The 16,685-nt window shown below is 41.7% G+C and carries 12 protein-coding genes; 4 read left to right on the top strand and 8 right to left on the bottom strand.

The features are described 5' to 3' along the window. Positions 1–26: 26 nt before the first annotated feature. From ACPUYX_RS00895 to ACPUYX_RS00885, 3 genes are read left to right on the top strand one after another with little or no spacing between them, the layout of a single operon-like run. Positions 27–4,295 (top strand): amino acid adenylation domain-containing protein, encoded by a 4,269-nt coding sequence (locus ACPUYX_RS00895; RefSeq protein WP_426377870.1) that lies wholly within the window; start codon positions 27–29, stop codon positions 4,293–4,295. A gap of 5 nt (positions 4,296–4,300) precedes the next feature. Continuing rightward, positions 4,301–4,825 carry a hypothetical protein gene (locus ACPUYX_RS00890; protein ID WP_426377869.1) on the top strand — a complete coding sequence of 175 codons (525 nt, stop codon included), beginning with the start codon at positions 4,301–4,303 and terminating at the stop codon, positions 4,823–4,825. Further along, positions 4,822–5,565 (top strand): HD-GYP domain-containing protein, encoded by a 744-nt coding sequence (locus ACPUYX_RS00885; RefSeq protein ID WP_426378294.1) that lies wholly within the window; start codon positions 4,822–4,824, stop codon positions 5,563–5,565. The genes ACPUYX_RS00890 and ACPUYX_RS00885 overlap by 4 nt, the downstream gene beginning before the upstream one ends. 219 nt (positions 5,566–5,784) lie before the next feature. Here the strand turns inward: ACPUYX_RS00885 and ACPUYX_RS00880 are convergent, their stop codons facing one another. The 4 genes from ACPUYX_RS00880 to ACPUYX_RS00865 all read right to left on the bottom strand — a co-directional run bounded on the left by ACPUYX_RS00880 (position 5,785) and on the right by ACPUYX_RS00865 (position 11,129). Beyond that, positions 5,785–7,341 carry an ABC-F family ATP-binding cassette domain-containing protein gene (locus tag ACPUYX_RS00880; RefSeq protein ID WP_426377868.1) on the bottom strand — a complete coding sequence of 519 codons (1,557 nt, stop codon included), beginning with the start codon at positions 7,339–7,341 and terminating at the stop codon, positions 5,785–5,787. A gap of 18 nt (positions 7,342–7,359) precedes the next feature. Next, positions 7,360–7,515, bottom strand: coding sequence for a hypothetical protein (locus tag ACPUYX_RS00875; RefSeq protein ID WP_088188452.1), 156 nt, complete (start codon positions 7,513–7,515; stop codon positions 7,360–7,362). Between the two features lie 63 nt (positions 7,516–7,578). Further along, a complete protein-coding gene (locus ACPUYX_RS00870) occupies positions 7,579–9,591 on the bottom strand; it encodes an ABC-F family ATP-binding cassette domain-containing protein (protein WP_426377867.1) in 2,013 nt (670 codons plus the stop codon). 254 nt (positions 9,592–9,845) lie between these two features. Then, entirely contained in the window at positions 9,846–11,129 is a 1,284-nt protein-coding gene (locus ACPUYX_RS00865; protein ID WP_426377866.1) for a serine dehydratase subunit alpha family protein, read from the bottom strand. A 216-nt stretch (positions 11,130–11,345) separates the two neighbouring features. Between ACPUYX_RS00865 and ACPUYX_RS00860 the strand changes: the two genes are divergently transcribed. Beyond that, on the top strand, positions 11,346–11,582 hold the full coding sequence (locus ACPUYX_RS00860) for a YkoF family thiamine/hydroxymethylpyrimidine-binding protein (RefSeq protein WP_426377865.1): 237 nt from the start codon (positions 11,346–11,348) through the stop codon (positions 11,580–11,582). A 113-nt stretch (positions 11,583–11,695) separates the two neighbouring features. Here the strand turns inward: ACPUYX_RS00860 and ACPUYX_RS00855 are convergent, their stop codons facing one another. The 4 genes from ACPUYX_RS00855 to ACPUYX_RS00840 form a co-directional block, all read right to left on the bottom strand. Further along, the gene (locus ACPUYX_RS00855) at positions 11,696–13,063 is read right to left on the bottom strand and encodes a GntP family permease (RefSeq protein WP_426377864.1); all 1,368 of its coding nucleotides are present in this window, start codon (positions 13,061–13,063) and stop codon (positions 11,696–11,698) included. Positions 13,064–13,173: 110 nt separating this feature from the next. After that, on the bottom strand, positions 13,174–14,178 hold the full coding sequence (gene pdxA, locus ACPUYX_RS00850) for a 4-hydroxythreonine-4-phosphate dehydrogenase PdxA (RefSeq protein WP_426377863.1): 1,005 nt from the start codon (positions 14,176–14,178) through the stop codon (positions 13,174–13,176). A gap of 25 nt (positions 14,179–14,203) precedes the next feature. Further along, the gene (locus tag ACPUYX_RS00845; RefSeq protein WP_426377862.1) at positions 14,204–15,529 is read right to left on the bottom strand and encodes a four-carbon acid sugar kinase family protein; all 1,326 of its coding nucleotides are present in this window, start codon (positions 15,527–15,529) and stop codon (positions 14,204–14,206) included. 34 nt (positions 15,530–15,563) lie between these two features. After that, complete coding sequence (locus ACPUYX_RS00840; RefSeq protein ID WP_426377861.1) at positions 15,564–16,325, bottom strand: DeoR/GlpR family DNA-binding transcription regulator; 762 nt, start codon at positions 16,323–16,325, stop codon at positions 15,564–15,566. Positions 16,326–16,685: the final 360 nt, after the last annotated feature.

Here is a 16,685-nt window from a genome sequence, read left to right as displayed (position 1 = left end):
AATCAAAATGGTTTTGGAGGAATTCGATGGAAACGTATACGTTAACTAATGCTCAAAGGTCCATTTGGGTTGCTGATCAATTATACCCAGGGACAAGCCAAAATAATTTGACTGCAATCGTCGAAATCTCAGAAACTATTGACCTAGACTTAATGAATTTGGCTTTGAACCTAGCCGTTAAAAAGAATGATGCGCTTCGTATAAGGATAAAAAATAATGCAGGGGTTCCCGAACAATATTTTATAGACTTTTCCTATGAAACTTTTGATCAAGTGGATTTTAGCTTCCCCGGTGGAGAAGAGGAATATAAGACTTGGGAAGATGAATTCACACGTAAACCCTTTTCGTTGAACGGATCTAAGCTTTATTATTTTGCTCTTATTAAAATGCCTGAAAATAAAACAATCTGTTTTTTAAATTTTCATCACATCTTAGTTGATGCCTGGGGAATTGTGCTTTTTATTCGTAAAGTTCTCCAAGAATATAAGAGGCTTACATTAGGAATTGAGGAAGCCCAAGATGAACCATCATTTATTGACCATATAATAGATGATGAAAACTATATAAGCTCTAAACGTTTTCAACAGCATCAGAACTTCTGGCAAGACATTTATTCAACGTTCCCTGAATTCATATCCCTTAAACCCGAGCGAAATTCAGAAAGATTAGATGCAAAAAGAAAGACCTTCATCCTTTCAAAATCTTTAAGTACAAAACTGCAAAAGTTTTGTGAGCAAAATAAGATCTCCCGTTTTAACTTTTTTTATGCCATTTTAGCTGTTTATCTCTACAAACGAACATCAAAAAAGGATCTTGTTATTGGTACACCAATTTTAAATCGAATGGGTATTAAGGAAAAAAATACTGTTGGCATGTTTATGCATAATGTACCGACGAGAATTGAGGTCGAAGCCGAGAGCGATTTTTTGTCCTTTGTAAACACTGTATCCAGTCAATATCGAAAGTACTTAAAAAATCAGCGCTTTCCTTACTGGTTAATCTTAAAGGATTTTCGCGAAAAGCACCAGTATTCGGGAAATTTGATGGATGTTACCTTAAATTATCATAATGAAATCTTTGACTCCGTTATTCCTTACGAAGGAACATGGAAATATTGTGGTGCCCAAACGAACTCGTTATCCCTATCGGTTAGTGACAGGGCGGATACAGGCATTCCAATCTTAGATTATGATTATTCAATAGATGTTTTTACGGATGAAGAGATTGATCTGATTCACAAAAATATCTGCGCTCTAATGGAAAAAAGCTTGACGAGTCCCGAGAAGAGGCTATTCGAATTACGTTTGATGGAGGATGACGAGTTAAAGAAAATAATATCGCGTTTCAATCAAACCCATCTGACTTATGAACTGAAGCCCCTATCCCAAATGTTTGAGGAAAAAACCGCTGAGGTGCCAAACCATTGTGCTCTCGTTTGGCGGGATCAATCATTAAGCTATCAAGAGCTGAATAAAAAGGCAAATCAACTAGCTCGAGTGATTCAAAGAAGAATCAGAACGAAAAATCAACTGATAGGTCTCTATACGAGCCGAACATTTGAAATGGTCATTGGAATACTCGCAATTCTTAAAGCAGGATGCACCTATTGCCCTATAGATCCGAATTATCCTGCAGAAAGAATTTCTTACATAATAAGCCAAAGCAATATAGAATTAATTTTGACAAATCTTACGGATGTAAAGCTAACGCACAACGTACTCGATATATCCCTTAATAACACAGACTTATACCATTTAGACGGTTCTAATTTAAACTTACCAATTCAAATGAATGATTTGGCTTATGTTCTCTATACGTCGGGCTCGACAGGAAAGCCGAAAGGAGTCATGGTTCATCACCAGGCCCTTTGCAATTTTATTAAAGCGATGGGTGTAATCTTTGACTTTCAGGGAAAAACAATTGTTTCCCTAACTACCGTATCCTTTGATATTTTCTTTTTAGAAACGATTTTACCGTTAATGTTTGGCATGAAGGTCTTAATTGCAACTGAAGATGAGCAGATTATTCCAAGGATACTTTTTGAGCGGATGGCTCAGGAAAAAGTGGATGTTCTCCAGGCAACCCCATCCCGGATGAAACTTCTTTTAAGTGAAAGTAATGGGAAATCGTGTTTATCCCATCTAAAATACCTATTAATTGGTGGAGAAGTCTTTCCGCCATCCTTAATGACAAGTCTAAGAAGAGTAACTTCGGCAGAAGTCTATAATTTGTACGGTCCAACCGAGACGACCGTCTGGTCTACTGTTAAGAAGCTTGATTCTGATAGAATCACAATTGGGAAACCTATATCCAATACTCAAGTGTATATTTTAGATTCAAATCTTTGCCCTATGCCGTTGGGAATGATCGGTGAGCTGTTTATTTCTGGAGACGGGGCCTCGCAAGGATATCTCAATCGATCTGATTTAACAGAGAAGTCATTTTTACCTAATCCTTTTATTCCAGGTGGGAGAATGTACAAGACCGGTGACTATGGATGTTGGCTTGATAATGGAGAAATCGAATATCACGGCAGAAACGACAATCAAGTTAAAATTAGAGGCTTCCGGATTGAACTCGGTGAGATAGAAGAATGTCTAGTGAATCATCCCAATGTCGAGGAAGCGGTGGTTATAACTCGGTCGGAATCAACGGGGAAAAAGCAAGTTCATGCTTATTACACAGGTGATGAGGCAGATCCGGAGAATTTAAAAGATTTTATACTCAAGTACCTTCCAAATTATATGTTACCAACCTCGTTTACAAGGCTTTCCCAATTTCCCTTTACTCCAAACGGAAAGATTGACCGCAAAGCTTTACCCGATCCCAATAAATTGTACCCTTTAAAAAGTTATAGTGCGCCTCGAAGTAATCTGGAAATAATAATGGCTCATTTATGGGCCGAAGCACTTGATATTGAAGAGGTAGGAATCGACGATAACCTTTTTGCATTAGGTGGAGACTCGCTCACGATTCTTGAGATTATGTCAGGAGCATTAGAGTATAACTGGAAACTAAATGCCCAAGATTTTTATGAATATCCAACGATTCGGGAACTATCAAGTCGGATTGTTAATAGCCAAGAAAAAAAGGAGCCCTCAGAAATTATTCATCAGACTCGTTCATTTCCCATGAATCCTTCCATTGACAGCATTGATCCAGGGAATATTCTCTTAACCGGTGTAACGGGATTCTTGGGTGTACATTTATTAAAAGAACTCTTAGATCAAACGTCCAAGGATATCTATTGCTTAGTCCGTGGCGAAGATCCAGAAAAAAGACTTCAAGGGGTAGTTGATTACTATTTTGATACCCATCCTAAAGAATATCAAAACCGAATTAAAGTTATCCCAGGAGAGATTACGGCAAAGAATTTAGGTCTAAGTGACAAGGACTATCAAATACTAGGACGAAAAATTCAAACGGTTATTCATTGTGCAGCCATTACTAAGCATTACGGAAATTACACAGATTTTGAGAAAGCGAATGTTAACGGAACCTCAGAAGTTATTGATTTTTGCTTAAAGTTCGATAAACGTTTCAATCATATCTCAACAATAAGCATATCGGGTAACTCTTGGGCCGATAAAAGGTTAACAAATTTCACTTTTAGTGAAAATGACTTTTATATCGGTCAAGATTACCAAAAAAATGTGTATGTGCGCAGTAAATTTATGGCCGAACATCGAATTTTTGAAGCTGAGGAGAAGGGGCTGAAAGCCAACATTTTCAGGGTGGGTATTTTAGTCGGACGCCATTGTGACGGTAAATTTCAGGTAAACATTGAGGATAATGCCTTTTATCGAAAATTAAAGGCCATTCTTTCGCTCAGGGTTATCCCGGAAGGTTTTCTGAATCAGACAATTAATATAACACCTGTTGATTTATGTGCCCGTGGTATTGTGAAAGTTGTTTGCCATAACCCTAATCATGGACTAGTCTTTCACATGCAAAAAAACGAAATGCTTCCGATTAAAGACTTTCTTAAGCTTTTAGAAAACTTGAACTGCAAGGTAGAAGTTCTTCCCGAAGCAGACTATAACAATTTTATTATCGATTTATCTAAAACGAAAATTGGAAAAGACATTTTAATCGGAATTGTTACAAACTTAATGACGGATCAAGACAATAATTTAAGAATTGATTCGTCGTTTACAAATCGATTCCTAAACAAGCTGGGATTTAACTGGGAAGAAATTGATCAAAGATTTATAGAAAAAATGATAAAACATATGAAAGATGTTGGATTTATTTCCGACAAAACTATCAATGTATACGCTAAGACTGTAGGGTGAATGAATTGATCAAAATAAAAGAAAAGCTTCAAGAAGAGGATAAAAAGCATTTCTTGTCAGAAATTACAAGCATCAACTTTGGACGATCAAGTATCTTAGCTTTGGCCCTACTCATCGTATCTTTCTTATTATTGATAACCGACTATTATAATTATAAAAATGGATTATGGATGGCGGAACATGGCTACCGGTATTTATTTTATTGCCATTTACTTTTATTTTCGGGGATCCTTTTATTGATGCCCTTCCTATTATTATCGAGATCCCAAAACCCCAATCATCTAAGATGGAGCAGGGCATATGTTTTACTTCTATCTTACCTTGTCACATTGGATTGCTCATTAACTTCAATTTCTGATCAAATGATTAATGGCGAAATGACAGTTTATATTATGGGCATTATAATTTTCGCTATTATCAATTACTCGAGCCCATTAAGTAACTTTCTTCTCAATTTTTGTGCAAGTGCAGCTTTTTTGATTGGCATAAAGCTTGTTCAAACTGATCTGGACATTTTAAAAAGCCAATAATTAATATTTTCATTATAACGTTTCTTGCTTGGCTGCTCTCCGTTATCTTTTATCAGGCCAAGATCAATGATTTTATTAATAAACAAACCATCGAAAAGCAAAAGGGCCAGCTGGAAAAAGTTAATTTAAATTTAGAATGTACCGTAATTGAGCTTCAAGAATCTTTATCTGCCCTTGATGAATCCCAAAATGTTATCTTCACACTAGCCTTAGCGTTAGAATCAAAGGATACATATACCAGTGGGCACTCGGAGCGTGTCGCTAAATATGCACTAGAATTAGCCAGGCATCTGAATTTGAGCGAGGCCGATTGTATAAATATTCAGAGAGCAGCGATATTGCATGATATCGGAAAGATTGGGATTCCAGACGCCATTTTAAATAAACCCATAGCTTTAACAAAACACGAATGGGAAATTATGGAATCGCATCCGGTCCAGGGTGAATTAATTTGTTCTCGCTTAAAGTTTGCCCAAGAAATTTTGCCTGTTATCCGATTTCATCATGAACGTTACGATGGAACAGGATATCCTGATGGATTGCGGGGCGAGGAAATCCCATTTCTCGCACGAATTATCAGCATCGCCGATACTGTTGATGCTATAACATCTAGTCGCTCGTATCGAAGTTCTTCATCGATGGAAAAAGCTTTAGAGGAACTGCGAAAATTCTCAGGAAAGCAATTTGATCCGGCCTTGGTCCAAGCGTTTATTGAGATTTGTAATAAAAAAATCTCTTAGAAGGTGAGATCGAATTCGAAAAGTCATTGAATCAACCGATTTTGGGATTATCTCACACCAAATAACAATAAGTGCCGGTATAGCGTCGACTCAGGATTTGAACCAAAGAATTATTGAGACTGAGAGTGACAATAATTCTTTGGACCTTCTGATTGATCTTGCGGATAAGGCGTTATATAATGCAAAAACATCTAAAAATGCTGTTGTTATCTGGAATTGTTAAACGATCTTTGTCGTCCACTCTTCTAAATTCCACACATCCGTCACCCAATCCTCATAAAAATCAGGCTCGTGGGAAACAAGAACCACTGTTCCGCGATAATTCATAATTGCCTTTTTCAGTTCTGCTTTGGCTTCCACATCCAGATGATTCGTCGGTTCGTCGAGAACCAGCCAATTTACATCTTTAAGCATTAGCTTACATAACCGTACTTTAGCGTTCTCTCCCCCGCTCAAAACCATCATTTTGCTGGAAATATGCTCGCTGGTTAAACCGCACTTAGCTAAAGCACCGCGGACTTCAGCATTAGCCATACTGGGATATTCATCCCAAACCTCTTCTAAGGCCGTCTTCTCATTCTTGCGGCTCGATTCCTGCTCGAAATAACCCGGATACAGGTAATCGCCAAGTTCAACAACTCCAGAGATCGGCTCGATAAATCCCAAAAGGGTCTTGAGCAGGGTCGATTTGCCCAGTCCATTAACCCCGCGAATCGCAACCTTCTGCCCGCGCTCCAGCGTCAAATTCAAGGGACGGGTCAAGGGTTCATCATAACCTAAAACAATATCTTTGGCCTCAAAAATCATTTTTCCCGGTGCCCGGGCTTCACGAAACTTGAAGGTCGGCTTAATCTTTTCCTTTGGTTTCTCAATCAATTCCATCTTATCCAGCTGCTTCTGACGGCTCTTAGCCCGGCCTGTCGTGGAAATTCTTGCTTTATTGCGGGCAATAAAATCCTCCAGGCGATCAACTTCCTTCTGTTGTTTGTCATAGGCCTTAAGCTCCTGCTGTTTGCGAGTTTCGGCAAGCTGGACAAATTGTTCATAGTTCCCGGTATAGCGAGTTAAACTGGCGTTTTCCACATGATAAATGACATTAATCACATCGTTTAAGAAAGGAACATCATGAGATACCAGAATAAAGGCATTTTCATAATTAATCAAATAACGCTTCAGCCACTCAATATGCTCAGCATCCAGGAAATTTGTCGGCTCATCCAGGATCAAGATCGTAGGGCTCTGAAGCAAAAGCTTCGTCAATAAAACCTTCGTTCGCTGCCCTCCGCTTAAATCTGTGACATCTTTGTCTAAACCGATTTCACCTAATCCTAAACCATTGGCAACTTCTTCGATTTTGGCATCCAGCATATAAAACCCGTTGTGCTCCAAAATACTTTGGATTTCCCCCACATCGTCCAGAAGTTTAGTCATTTCCTCTTCTGAAGCGCTGCCCATGCGGTCATATAGGGTCATGATCTCCGCTTCTAAATCAAACATCCCTTGAAAAGCTTCTTTCAGGGCATCGCGAATCGTCTTTCCTTTGCTTAAGACCGAATGTTGATCCAAATATCCGACGGTAACCCGGTTTGACCATTCAACTTTTCCTTTATCAGGCATCAGCTTCCCAGTGATAATATCCAAAAAGGTGGTTTTTCCTTCTCCATTAGCCCCTACCAGGCCGACGTGTTCTCCTTTTAATAAGCGGAAGCTTACCTCTTCCAGAATCTTGCGCCCGCCAAAACCATGACTCACATTTTCTACATTTAAGATACTCATTGACCCTTACTTCTCTCCTTACTTATCAAACATGCCTCCGACTTTGCGTCGTTTAATGCCTTTTCGCGTTTCACCAATCTTTTGCGTCGATTTAACGGGGCCTCCCTGCTGCGAACTCTTCAGTTTTTTAGCGGCAAGAATTTTCTTCATCTGTTCAATTGTCTTATCATCCATTGATTTATCTCCTATCGATCTGATTTTCCTCGTTGCCCTATCTGATTTTTCTTTGTCCATTCATCAGTTCTTTACTTTGCTCTGAGCAATTTTCTCGGCCAACTCATTTAAATAGGTCCAGCGCTCAATCAGTTCATCAAGCTTGCCTTCCAACTCTTGCTGAACCTTCGTTAACTCATTTAGTGTTCCAAAATCACTGCCCGCCTCATTCATCTTTTGCAGATTAATTTGCAATTCCTCTTCAACCTGAGCAATGCGCTCATCGATTTGAGCAAATTCCTGCTGCTCTTTATAGGTCATCTTCAGAGGGCGTTCTTTTCTCCCTTCACCTATTTGGCTGTCCCCCTGGCCACCTGTATCTTTACCTGTACTTGTGCCGGAAAGTTTCGCAGAACTATTCCCAGTCTTGGTCTTGTTCGGCTTAATCGCTGCTCGCAAGGCCGCTTGCCGAACCTCTTGAGCTTCTTCCTGGGCCGAAGCGTAGAGCTGCTCTCGATAATCCGAATAGTTGCCTACATATTGTCGAATCAAGCCTTCTCCCTCAAAGGAGAAAATCTTCTCCGCCATCCGATCCAGAAAATAGCGGTCATGGGAAACAGCAACGACAGCACCTGGAAAATCGTCGAGATAATTCTCCAGGACCGTCAGGGTCTGAATATCCAGATCATTGGTAGGTTCGTCCAACAGAAGGACATTCGGAGCTCCCATTAAAACTTTTAAGAGATAAAGTCTGCGTTTTTCTCCCCCGGAAAGCTTACGAATGGGAGTCCACTGGGATGACGGCGGAAACAAAAACCTCTCCAACATTTGCGAGGCCGTCAAAAAACCGCCATCTCCGGTGGGAATCACTTCTGCCACAGCTTTGATTTCCTCAATCACACGCCATTCCGGATTTAAAGCCGCATTTTCCTGAGCGAAGTACCCGATTTTGACCGTTGAACCCACATCGATAACGCCTTGATCCGGGCTTATACGACCCGCCAACATGTTCAAAAGTGTTGATTTACCGCTGCCATTCGGACCAATAATCCCTATCCGGTCATTGCGCAGCAAAACATAATTAAAATCTTGAATGACAGTCCCCCGGCTTGGAAACCCCTTTTCCACCGCCTGACATTCAAGGACTTTTTTACCCAGGCGAGAAGCCCCGGCAGTGATTTCCAAGCGATCGTTGTTTTCTGAAGGTTTTTCAGCCTGAAGCTTTTCAAAACGTTCGATCCTGGCCCTTTGCTTCGTCGAGCGAGCCTGAGCCCCTCGACGCATCCAAGCCAGTTCATTGCGCAAGAGGTTTTGGCGTTTTTTCTCACTGGCCTCTGCCTGTTCCTCCCGTTCCACTTTTAACTCCAGAAAACGACTGTAATTTCCGGGATAAGGATACATCCTGCCTTGATCTAATTCCAAAATACGCCCTACGACACGATCAAGAAAATAGCGATCATGGGTAATCATGACTAAGGCACCCTTGCGTTTATTCAAATATTGTTCCAGCCAATCCACCGTATCATTGTCAATGTGGTTGGTGGGTTCATCCAAAACTAAAATATCCGCCGGATTAATCAGGGCACTGGCCAAGGCGACGCGCTTTCTTTGTCCCCCGGACAATGTCCCTACAACCAGGTCAAACTTGGTAATTCCTAATTTCGTAAGAATTGTTTTCGCTTCATTCTCCAGCTGCCAGGCATCCAGCTCGTCCATCCTCTGTCCGAGGGCTATCACCACTTGCTGAAGCTTGGCATCCTCCGGCCGGTCATTTAACTGTTCCAGAGCACTTTCATACTCGCGCAGCAAGTTCATAACGGGGGAATTCCCGCGAAAAACCTGCTGCAAAACTGTGGCCTGATCGTCAAACTCAGGATTTTGCGGCAAGAACTCTAACTTGACGTTATTGCCCATAGTAATACTGCCTTGATCCGGCGGCTCAACTCCCGCCAGAATTTTAAGCAGAGTCGACTTACCGGTTCCATTTACCCCGATGATTCCGATCTTTTCCCCTTCATCAATACCAAAGGAAAGATCCTGAAAAAGGATCTTATCACTATAACTCTTCGTCAAATTTTCAACAGACATGATATTCATATTCGTTCCTCCAAATATCTCATTATATCATGCTTTGCGCCAGGATTCCCGCATAAAAGTCCCATAACGATGTCGCCGCCTTAGGACATTCGTTATGGGACTTATTCTTAAGGTTTCCCGGGCTTATATAAGTAGTTCTTAACAAGTAAGATTGACTAAATATTTGATCCAATCGTAATACTCCCACTTCTATTAAGTAGGAGTGGTTCCTGATAGCATTTGTTATGGGCTAGGCGTTTTAGCGAATGAGTTCACTAACCAACTTTCTTGTTAACCATGATATCAAGAATAATCCGATCCACTTCTTTGGTGCCTTGAGTCGCGAGGCGGCCAAGGTTGGCTATGGTTTGTTCGGCCGTCTGCTCAATAATGCCGTCGGTGGACTGAATGGCAAGCCCCTCCATCGCCATGATCGCGGACTGCACCGCTGTACTCGTGCAAGTTGACAATTTCAGAGCACATCCGGCTTTTGCTCCATCACAAAACATCCCGGCCACATTACCCTGCATATTCTGGATGGCCCTTTGAATTTCATTCTTACCGCCGCCAAGCAAATAGGTAATACCACAGCTGGCACCGGTACCCGACGCCGTTGCTCCGCAAAGGGCCGAAAGACGACCGATTTTAGTTTTGATATAGATGGCGATGAGATTGCTCAAAGCCACGGCCCGTATTAATTGATCCTCCGCAGCGCCTAATTTCTCCCCTACAGCTACAACAGGTAAAGTAGCTGAAATTCCTTGATTTCCGCTGCCCGAGTTACCCATGACAGGCAAGGGACACCCCGACATTCTGGCATCAGAAGCACCAGCCGTTAAAGCCATAGCCTGGGTGATCAAATCATCCGCAAATAAACCTTTACGGATATTCTCCTTGATCGTTTTGCCGACTTGTAAGCCATACTCATTGAATAGCCCTTCCAAACCAATGGTTTTATTCAGCTCGATCGCCTTCTTGATAATCGTCAAATCCTTAGAGTTTACTGCTTGTACAAACTCCCAGATCGAGTCAAGAGATAAAAAGGAATACTCCGTCTCCTCGTTGTCATCCCCCTCCTCCTCAGCCAAAGTATTTAGAAGCGTTTGGCCATCGACTTGGATAAGAACAACATGAGTATGTTCATCAGCAACAACAACTCTGGCAAACGATTCAGGCGTCGCTAAAATCACTTCAATATATAGTTTCTTTGAGGTCTCTGCAACCTCGACAGTGACTCTTTCTTCCCTAATCATGGCCTTAGCCTTCTCAATATCGAGTAAAGTCAGACCTTCCAGAACTTCCAACCCTTTAGTACAGTCTCCCGCGATTACTCCCAAAGCAGCAGCTAAATTAACGCCGCTGTTCTTTGTCCCGGGAATAGTGACAGACATTGCATTCTTAATAACGTTAGCACTTGCAAATACGTTTACGGACGTGACCTCTCCTCTGACATACGTCTTGGCTAAAGCGGCGGTGTAGGCAATGGCCATAGGCTCAGTACATCCTAAAGTAACGACAAGTTCCTTCTCCAGCAGCCCTAAAAATTCAACATCATTCACTAATTATCCCTACTTTCTCAGCTAAACTAAGGGTATTGTAATCTATTCTTCCCGATTAGAGAAAACTCCTTTATTTTACTAATTTATAGTATAGCTAATTTTCACGTTGTTTAAAACGAGAATATGAACCGCGAAAAACAATAATAGATTCATTGAACTTGGGAAGGCTATTTTGGGATCAAAAAATTATTAGTCAGTTGAAGGGGGTTATCGCTTATGTTATGTGCCGAAGTATCTGTATATCCGCAAAAAACGAATAGTTCCAGTGATGTCATCAACAAATCAATTAGCTCTCTTTCCAACGAAAATATCAAGTACGAAGTTGGTTCACTCAGTACTCACATCGACGGAAATGACGAACAAGTATGGAATGGCATCAAGAAAGTTTTTGAAGCTGCCAAATCCTCCGGAGAAGTCAGCATGGTCGTAACCATTTCCAACTCGACTCATTAAAAATCCCCAAAAAGAACCTCAATTGCGCAAATAAACTAAGAATCCTCTGGAAGCCTCTCGCCAAGGTATCCAGGGGATTCTCCTTTCAGAATCATGCTGAGATTTAAAAATAATTAACCAAAAATCGCATTAATGATTAGTAATTCAACGAGTCCAACAGCCCAGAAAATAGTCGTGGTCACTGACCATATTCTAATTTGTTCCTTGGCATCTTGTATACCCAACATACGGTTCACAACCCAGTAGTAACTGTCATTAAAATAAGAGAAAATCAGAGAACCCATTGCGCAAGCCATAGAAGCAAATACAGGATTAACGTCTAAAGTCGCGATAATAGGAGCAGTGATCGAAGCTGCAGTAATCATGGCAACAGTACCGCTGCCCTGAATGAGCCTAACGAGAGAGGCAATGACGAAGGGCAATAAGATAGCCGGAAGTGAAGTATGGGCGATCAGCTTAGCGATATAATCCCCTGCTCCGCTGTTTCTCAGGACCATTCCCAGGGCTCCGCCACCGCCGGTAACCAGAATAATAATACCGGCTGATTTAACACCTTGTTCCATTTTTAAAATAGTTTCTTCGCGAGACATTTTATTGGTAAGGCCATAGATAGCTGTCAATAATCCTATGCCAACAGCAATAACGGGCGCACCCAGAAAATTAATCACGACAGCAATACTTCCTGTTAACTTAGCTGCCGTGGCCACCGTACTGAACAAGATTAAAATAATGGGAACAATAATTGGAGCAAAAGCCATAAACGCTGAGGGCAGATTGGCATCGTTCTCAAGATTAAAGTTATGCACCGGTTCTTGATAAGCAGGCCGCTCCCAGCTCTCCCCGTCCTCAGAAGGCACCTGATATATTTTCTTACCAATCCAGCGAGCATAAATAATGGCAGCAATCGTCATAGGAATAGCAAAAACAATTCCCCATAAAATCATACTTCCAACATTAATTTTAAAGAGTCCGGCAACACCCACGGGCCCAGGAGTCGGCGGAATTAAGGAGTGGGTAATAACCAAACCTGAAGCCAACGCTACACCGAGTGTGATCACTGATTTTTTAGTTTTCCGGGAAATTGCCTTAGCCAGAGGCGAGAGGATGACAAATCCAGAATCACAAAAAATAGGGATGGAGACCAAAAATCCCGTAATAGCAAGAGCAATTTCCTCTCTGCCCTTGCCCAATCGTTTGACAAAGGTTTGAGCCATTTTTTCAGCAGCTCCGGAGGCCTCAAACAGTTCACCCATCATGACCCCAAATCCAATAATAATTCCAATACTGCCAAGGGTGCTGCCAAAACCACTGGTGATAGCATCAATAACTTTGTTCGGAGGCATCCCCCCGATGATACCTGTTGCTGCTGCTGCAATAATAAGAGCCGGGAAAGCATGAATTTTGGTCTTTAAGATAAGAAAAACTAAAGCAATAATTCCAATAACCAGTCCGATGATCATCTGACTTCCCGCAACTTGCATACCCTTTTCCTCCTCAATAAGTATTTATCTAATATCAGTGAACTCGTTCAGCTAAAACTGAACAACGGGCACTCCCACTTCTAGAAGCGGGAGTCTTACGATTGGATAAATTAGCGGATACGATTGAAGCTAGGCGCATAATCTGCCGCCAGACGAATGGCTTCAACCATGCTGACCTGACTGACCTTTCCCGTACCTGCGATATCAAAAGCAGTACCATGATCCACAGAAGTTCGAACAAAAGGCATGTTATTCGTCACAGAAATCGTTCGTTCAAAATCGACCATCTTAGTGGCAATATGCCCTTGATCATGATATAGGGAAAGAACCGCGTCAAATCTTCCCAGTAGGCCGAAATGAAACACTGAATCGGCAGGAACCGGGCCAACGACATTAATACCCTTAGCCTGGGCCTCTTCAATGGCTGGGGCTATCTCTCTCACCTCTTCATCCCCGAAAAGGCCGTGTTCTCCGCTATGGGGATTTAAACCAGCAACCGCAATTTTAGGATTTTTAATACCCAGGACACGAAGAGCTTCAATACATCGTTCAATAAACTCGAAAACACTTTCCTTAGTTATCAGTTCGCAGGCTCTCTTGAGCGAAACATGCCTGGTTAAAAAGAAAACGCGCAGATTATGGACCTGAAACATGGTTAAAGGATTTTTGGTCCTGGTTAAATCCTCTAATATTTCCGTATGGCCAATATAAGGTATACCTCCGGCTTTTAAGGATTCCTTATTGATTGGAGTCGTAGCAATAGCCTCAACCTTATTTTCCAAGGCCAAGTCTGTAGCGGCCTTAATATATTGGAAGGCAGCTTTACCGGCCGGGGCTTGAACCTTGCCTAATTCCAACTGGTCGATATCAATATTTTTGAGATCAATCAAATCAAGAGTTCCTTTAACAAATTTCCCTTGCTCCGGTTCTTCGACAGTATTGATTTCCAGGGAGATATCACAGATTCTCATAGCTTGTTCCAGGGTTTTTCGTTCTCCAATAACAATGGGCCGGGCATACTCATAGACATGCTCATCATTCAAGGCCTTGACGATTATTTCCGGTCCCACTCCGGCGGGATCCCCCATCGGTATTCCAATTAACGGCTTCATCATTTGCTCCATCTCCAGTATGTTATTTTTACGGGTTCAAGTAGTATTCATTGGATACTTTGGTCAAAAGATAATCAACACATTTGCAAATAGCATTGTTTTCCCCTACCAAACCGCCTTTAGTAATAATCGGGGTATTGTCATAGTTTCCTTTACTAATTCTTCCATAAACCGCTAAAGGAATAACCTCGTCTTTAACTTCTATGCCCTTGGCCTCCAGTTCCTTGCAAACTGCAACCGTAACATCACCTCCACTGGTATACAGCCCGCCTATAGCTGAATGACTTTCAGCTAAAACTTTGCTTGTAATCTTGGCTAAACCGTTACAGATTTTTTGAGATACCTGCTCTTCAGTTATTTGGAGTTCCTGGGCAACAATTTTCAGGTCCAGGATTTCTTCCTCAAAGCCGCCGGAAACGACTCCAATCACATTGTAATTATGAATGTCTTTAATCAGATTTTCGGACACCCGGTCAATCTCTGCCGCAGCGGTTTGGTCATTAAGAAGTTTTGGGGCGGCAACATCGACCAACAAAGCCGGATGGTTAAGCTTGAATTCCTCCAGCTGTACTCGGGTCAGCTCCGTTATACTGCCTATGGTCAGCATCACTTTTTGTCCGGGTCCTAATTTAGGCTGTCCCAAAAGTTGAAGAGCTAAAGCGGCGGAAAAAGGTCCGGGGTCCACAGCAACAGTCTTAAGCTTAGACTCCCGAACTGCCCTGGCTATATTCGAAATATCCTCATCGGTAGTTGCATCGACCACAATGACTTTTTGACCCATTTGCTTTTCTTTGAGAAGTGCATCTTTAATGGCCTCGACGCCGCGCAGAGTTTTAGCTAGATCTATGAATCCGACGTTCTCTCTCAATTGAAATTTAATTAAATCTACAATCTGAGAGGTATGAACGGGTGATTTGGGATCTCTGGCTACGCCTGTTTTTTCCAAGGGGACAGAATTTACCATCAGGTAACCGCCGATGCTTACCCGTCCGGAACCAGGAAAAGCCGGAACCACTACGGCAATTGTTTCGTCTGGCAAATTGTCCAAAACTGCGGCAATTTCCGCACCAATGTTGCCGCGCAGAGTACTATCGATGCGCTTGCAAAACAACCCGACGTCTGTTCCTGTATCCTGAAAAAACCGAACCGCTTCTTTGACTCTCTCGTAGGCGGTATCTTCATCAACGCCTCTGCTGTCGGTATTTATGGAAATAACATTCAACCCTGAATTCTCTTGTTCATCGTATTGATGCAAATCCAAAAAAGTTGCGGTCTTAAAACCTTGTCTGGCCAGCAGGACACCCGTAGCGTTAGCTCCAGTTAAATCATCGGCGATAATAACAACCTTTGGCATTAATTTCAGCTCCGATCTCAAATTCCCTCAAGACTTAAACTTGCCTTATCTCAAGATTGAAGTCTTTAATTTTGGTGACTGTTTCCTCATCCAGGTTACTATCGGTAACAATGATATCCAGATCATCTAAATCACAAACCTTTGAGAAACTTCTTTTGTTAAATTTGCTGCTGTCGACGACTAAAACACGGGTAGCAGCCGATTTGAGCATTTGTCTTTTGACATCAGCCTTTTCTAAAGTCGGGGTACAAACGCCCTTCTCCAAATCAATAGCATTAGCTCCAACAAAACAAATATCTCCGTTGATTCCCTGCAAGAACTCGGTGGATTTTGATCCCATACAGGTACCTGTCCGATTCTGGACATAACCTCCGGTACATAAAATTTGGAAATCGGAATGATTAGCAAGATAAGCAGCAATCATAACATCATTGGTCACAACCGTAAGATCCTTTTTACTCGTCAGCCTTTTGACAATCTCCATAGTGGTGGTTCCTGAATCCAGGAAAACGATCTGTCCGTCCTGTACCAGGAAAACTGCGTACTCGGCAATTCTTTCTTTTTCTTTCTTATGACTGATACTTTTGTGTTTGTAGGGTACTTCAGCAGCTAAACGAGATTTTAGGACCGCCCCGCCGAACGTGCGAGTAATGATATTAGTGTCTTCTAAATGGTTAAGATCCCGCCTTATAGTCATAGGGGTAACATTTAAATGTTTGGCCAATTCTTCCACAGTAGCACTTTCGTGCTGCTCCAGGTACTGCATTATCAAGTCTCTGCGCTCAATCTGAAACATAATTCGCACCTACTATTTGTTTATTAATGTTCTATTATGTTTGAATATTAATGTCATTGTTCGACGTAGTTCTATTATGTTTATTAGTGTTCATTATACCACTTTTCATTTATTTGTAAATGTACATAATAATCAGAAATCGTTCCCGGCGTCAGCAGACCAACGATCCAAAGAATACTTAATAGCCTTGGCCAGAAAGGAATTATCCAATGCATCGAACGAGGACGTAATACCCGTTGGCGAAAATAAATCACAAGCCGAAACCAAAGAAGAGCCTTGTGAACTTCAGCATTAGAACTTCACAAGGCTCTGTTTAAAATTAAGCATATCTCAAAAACCACGATAGACCCTAGAGAAAAG

Source organism: Desulfosporosinus sp. SYSU MS00001 (assembly GCF_049943955.1).
Lineage (GTDB): Bacteria > Bacillota > Desulfitobacteriia > Desulfitobacteriales > Desulfitobacteriaceae > Desulfosporosinus.
This window is presented reverse-complemented; position numbering and strand designations above follow the sequence as displayed.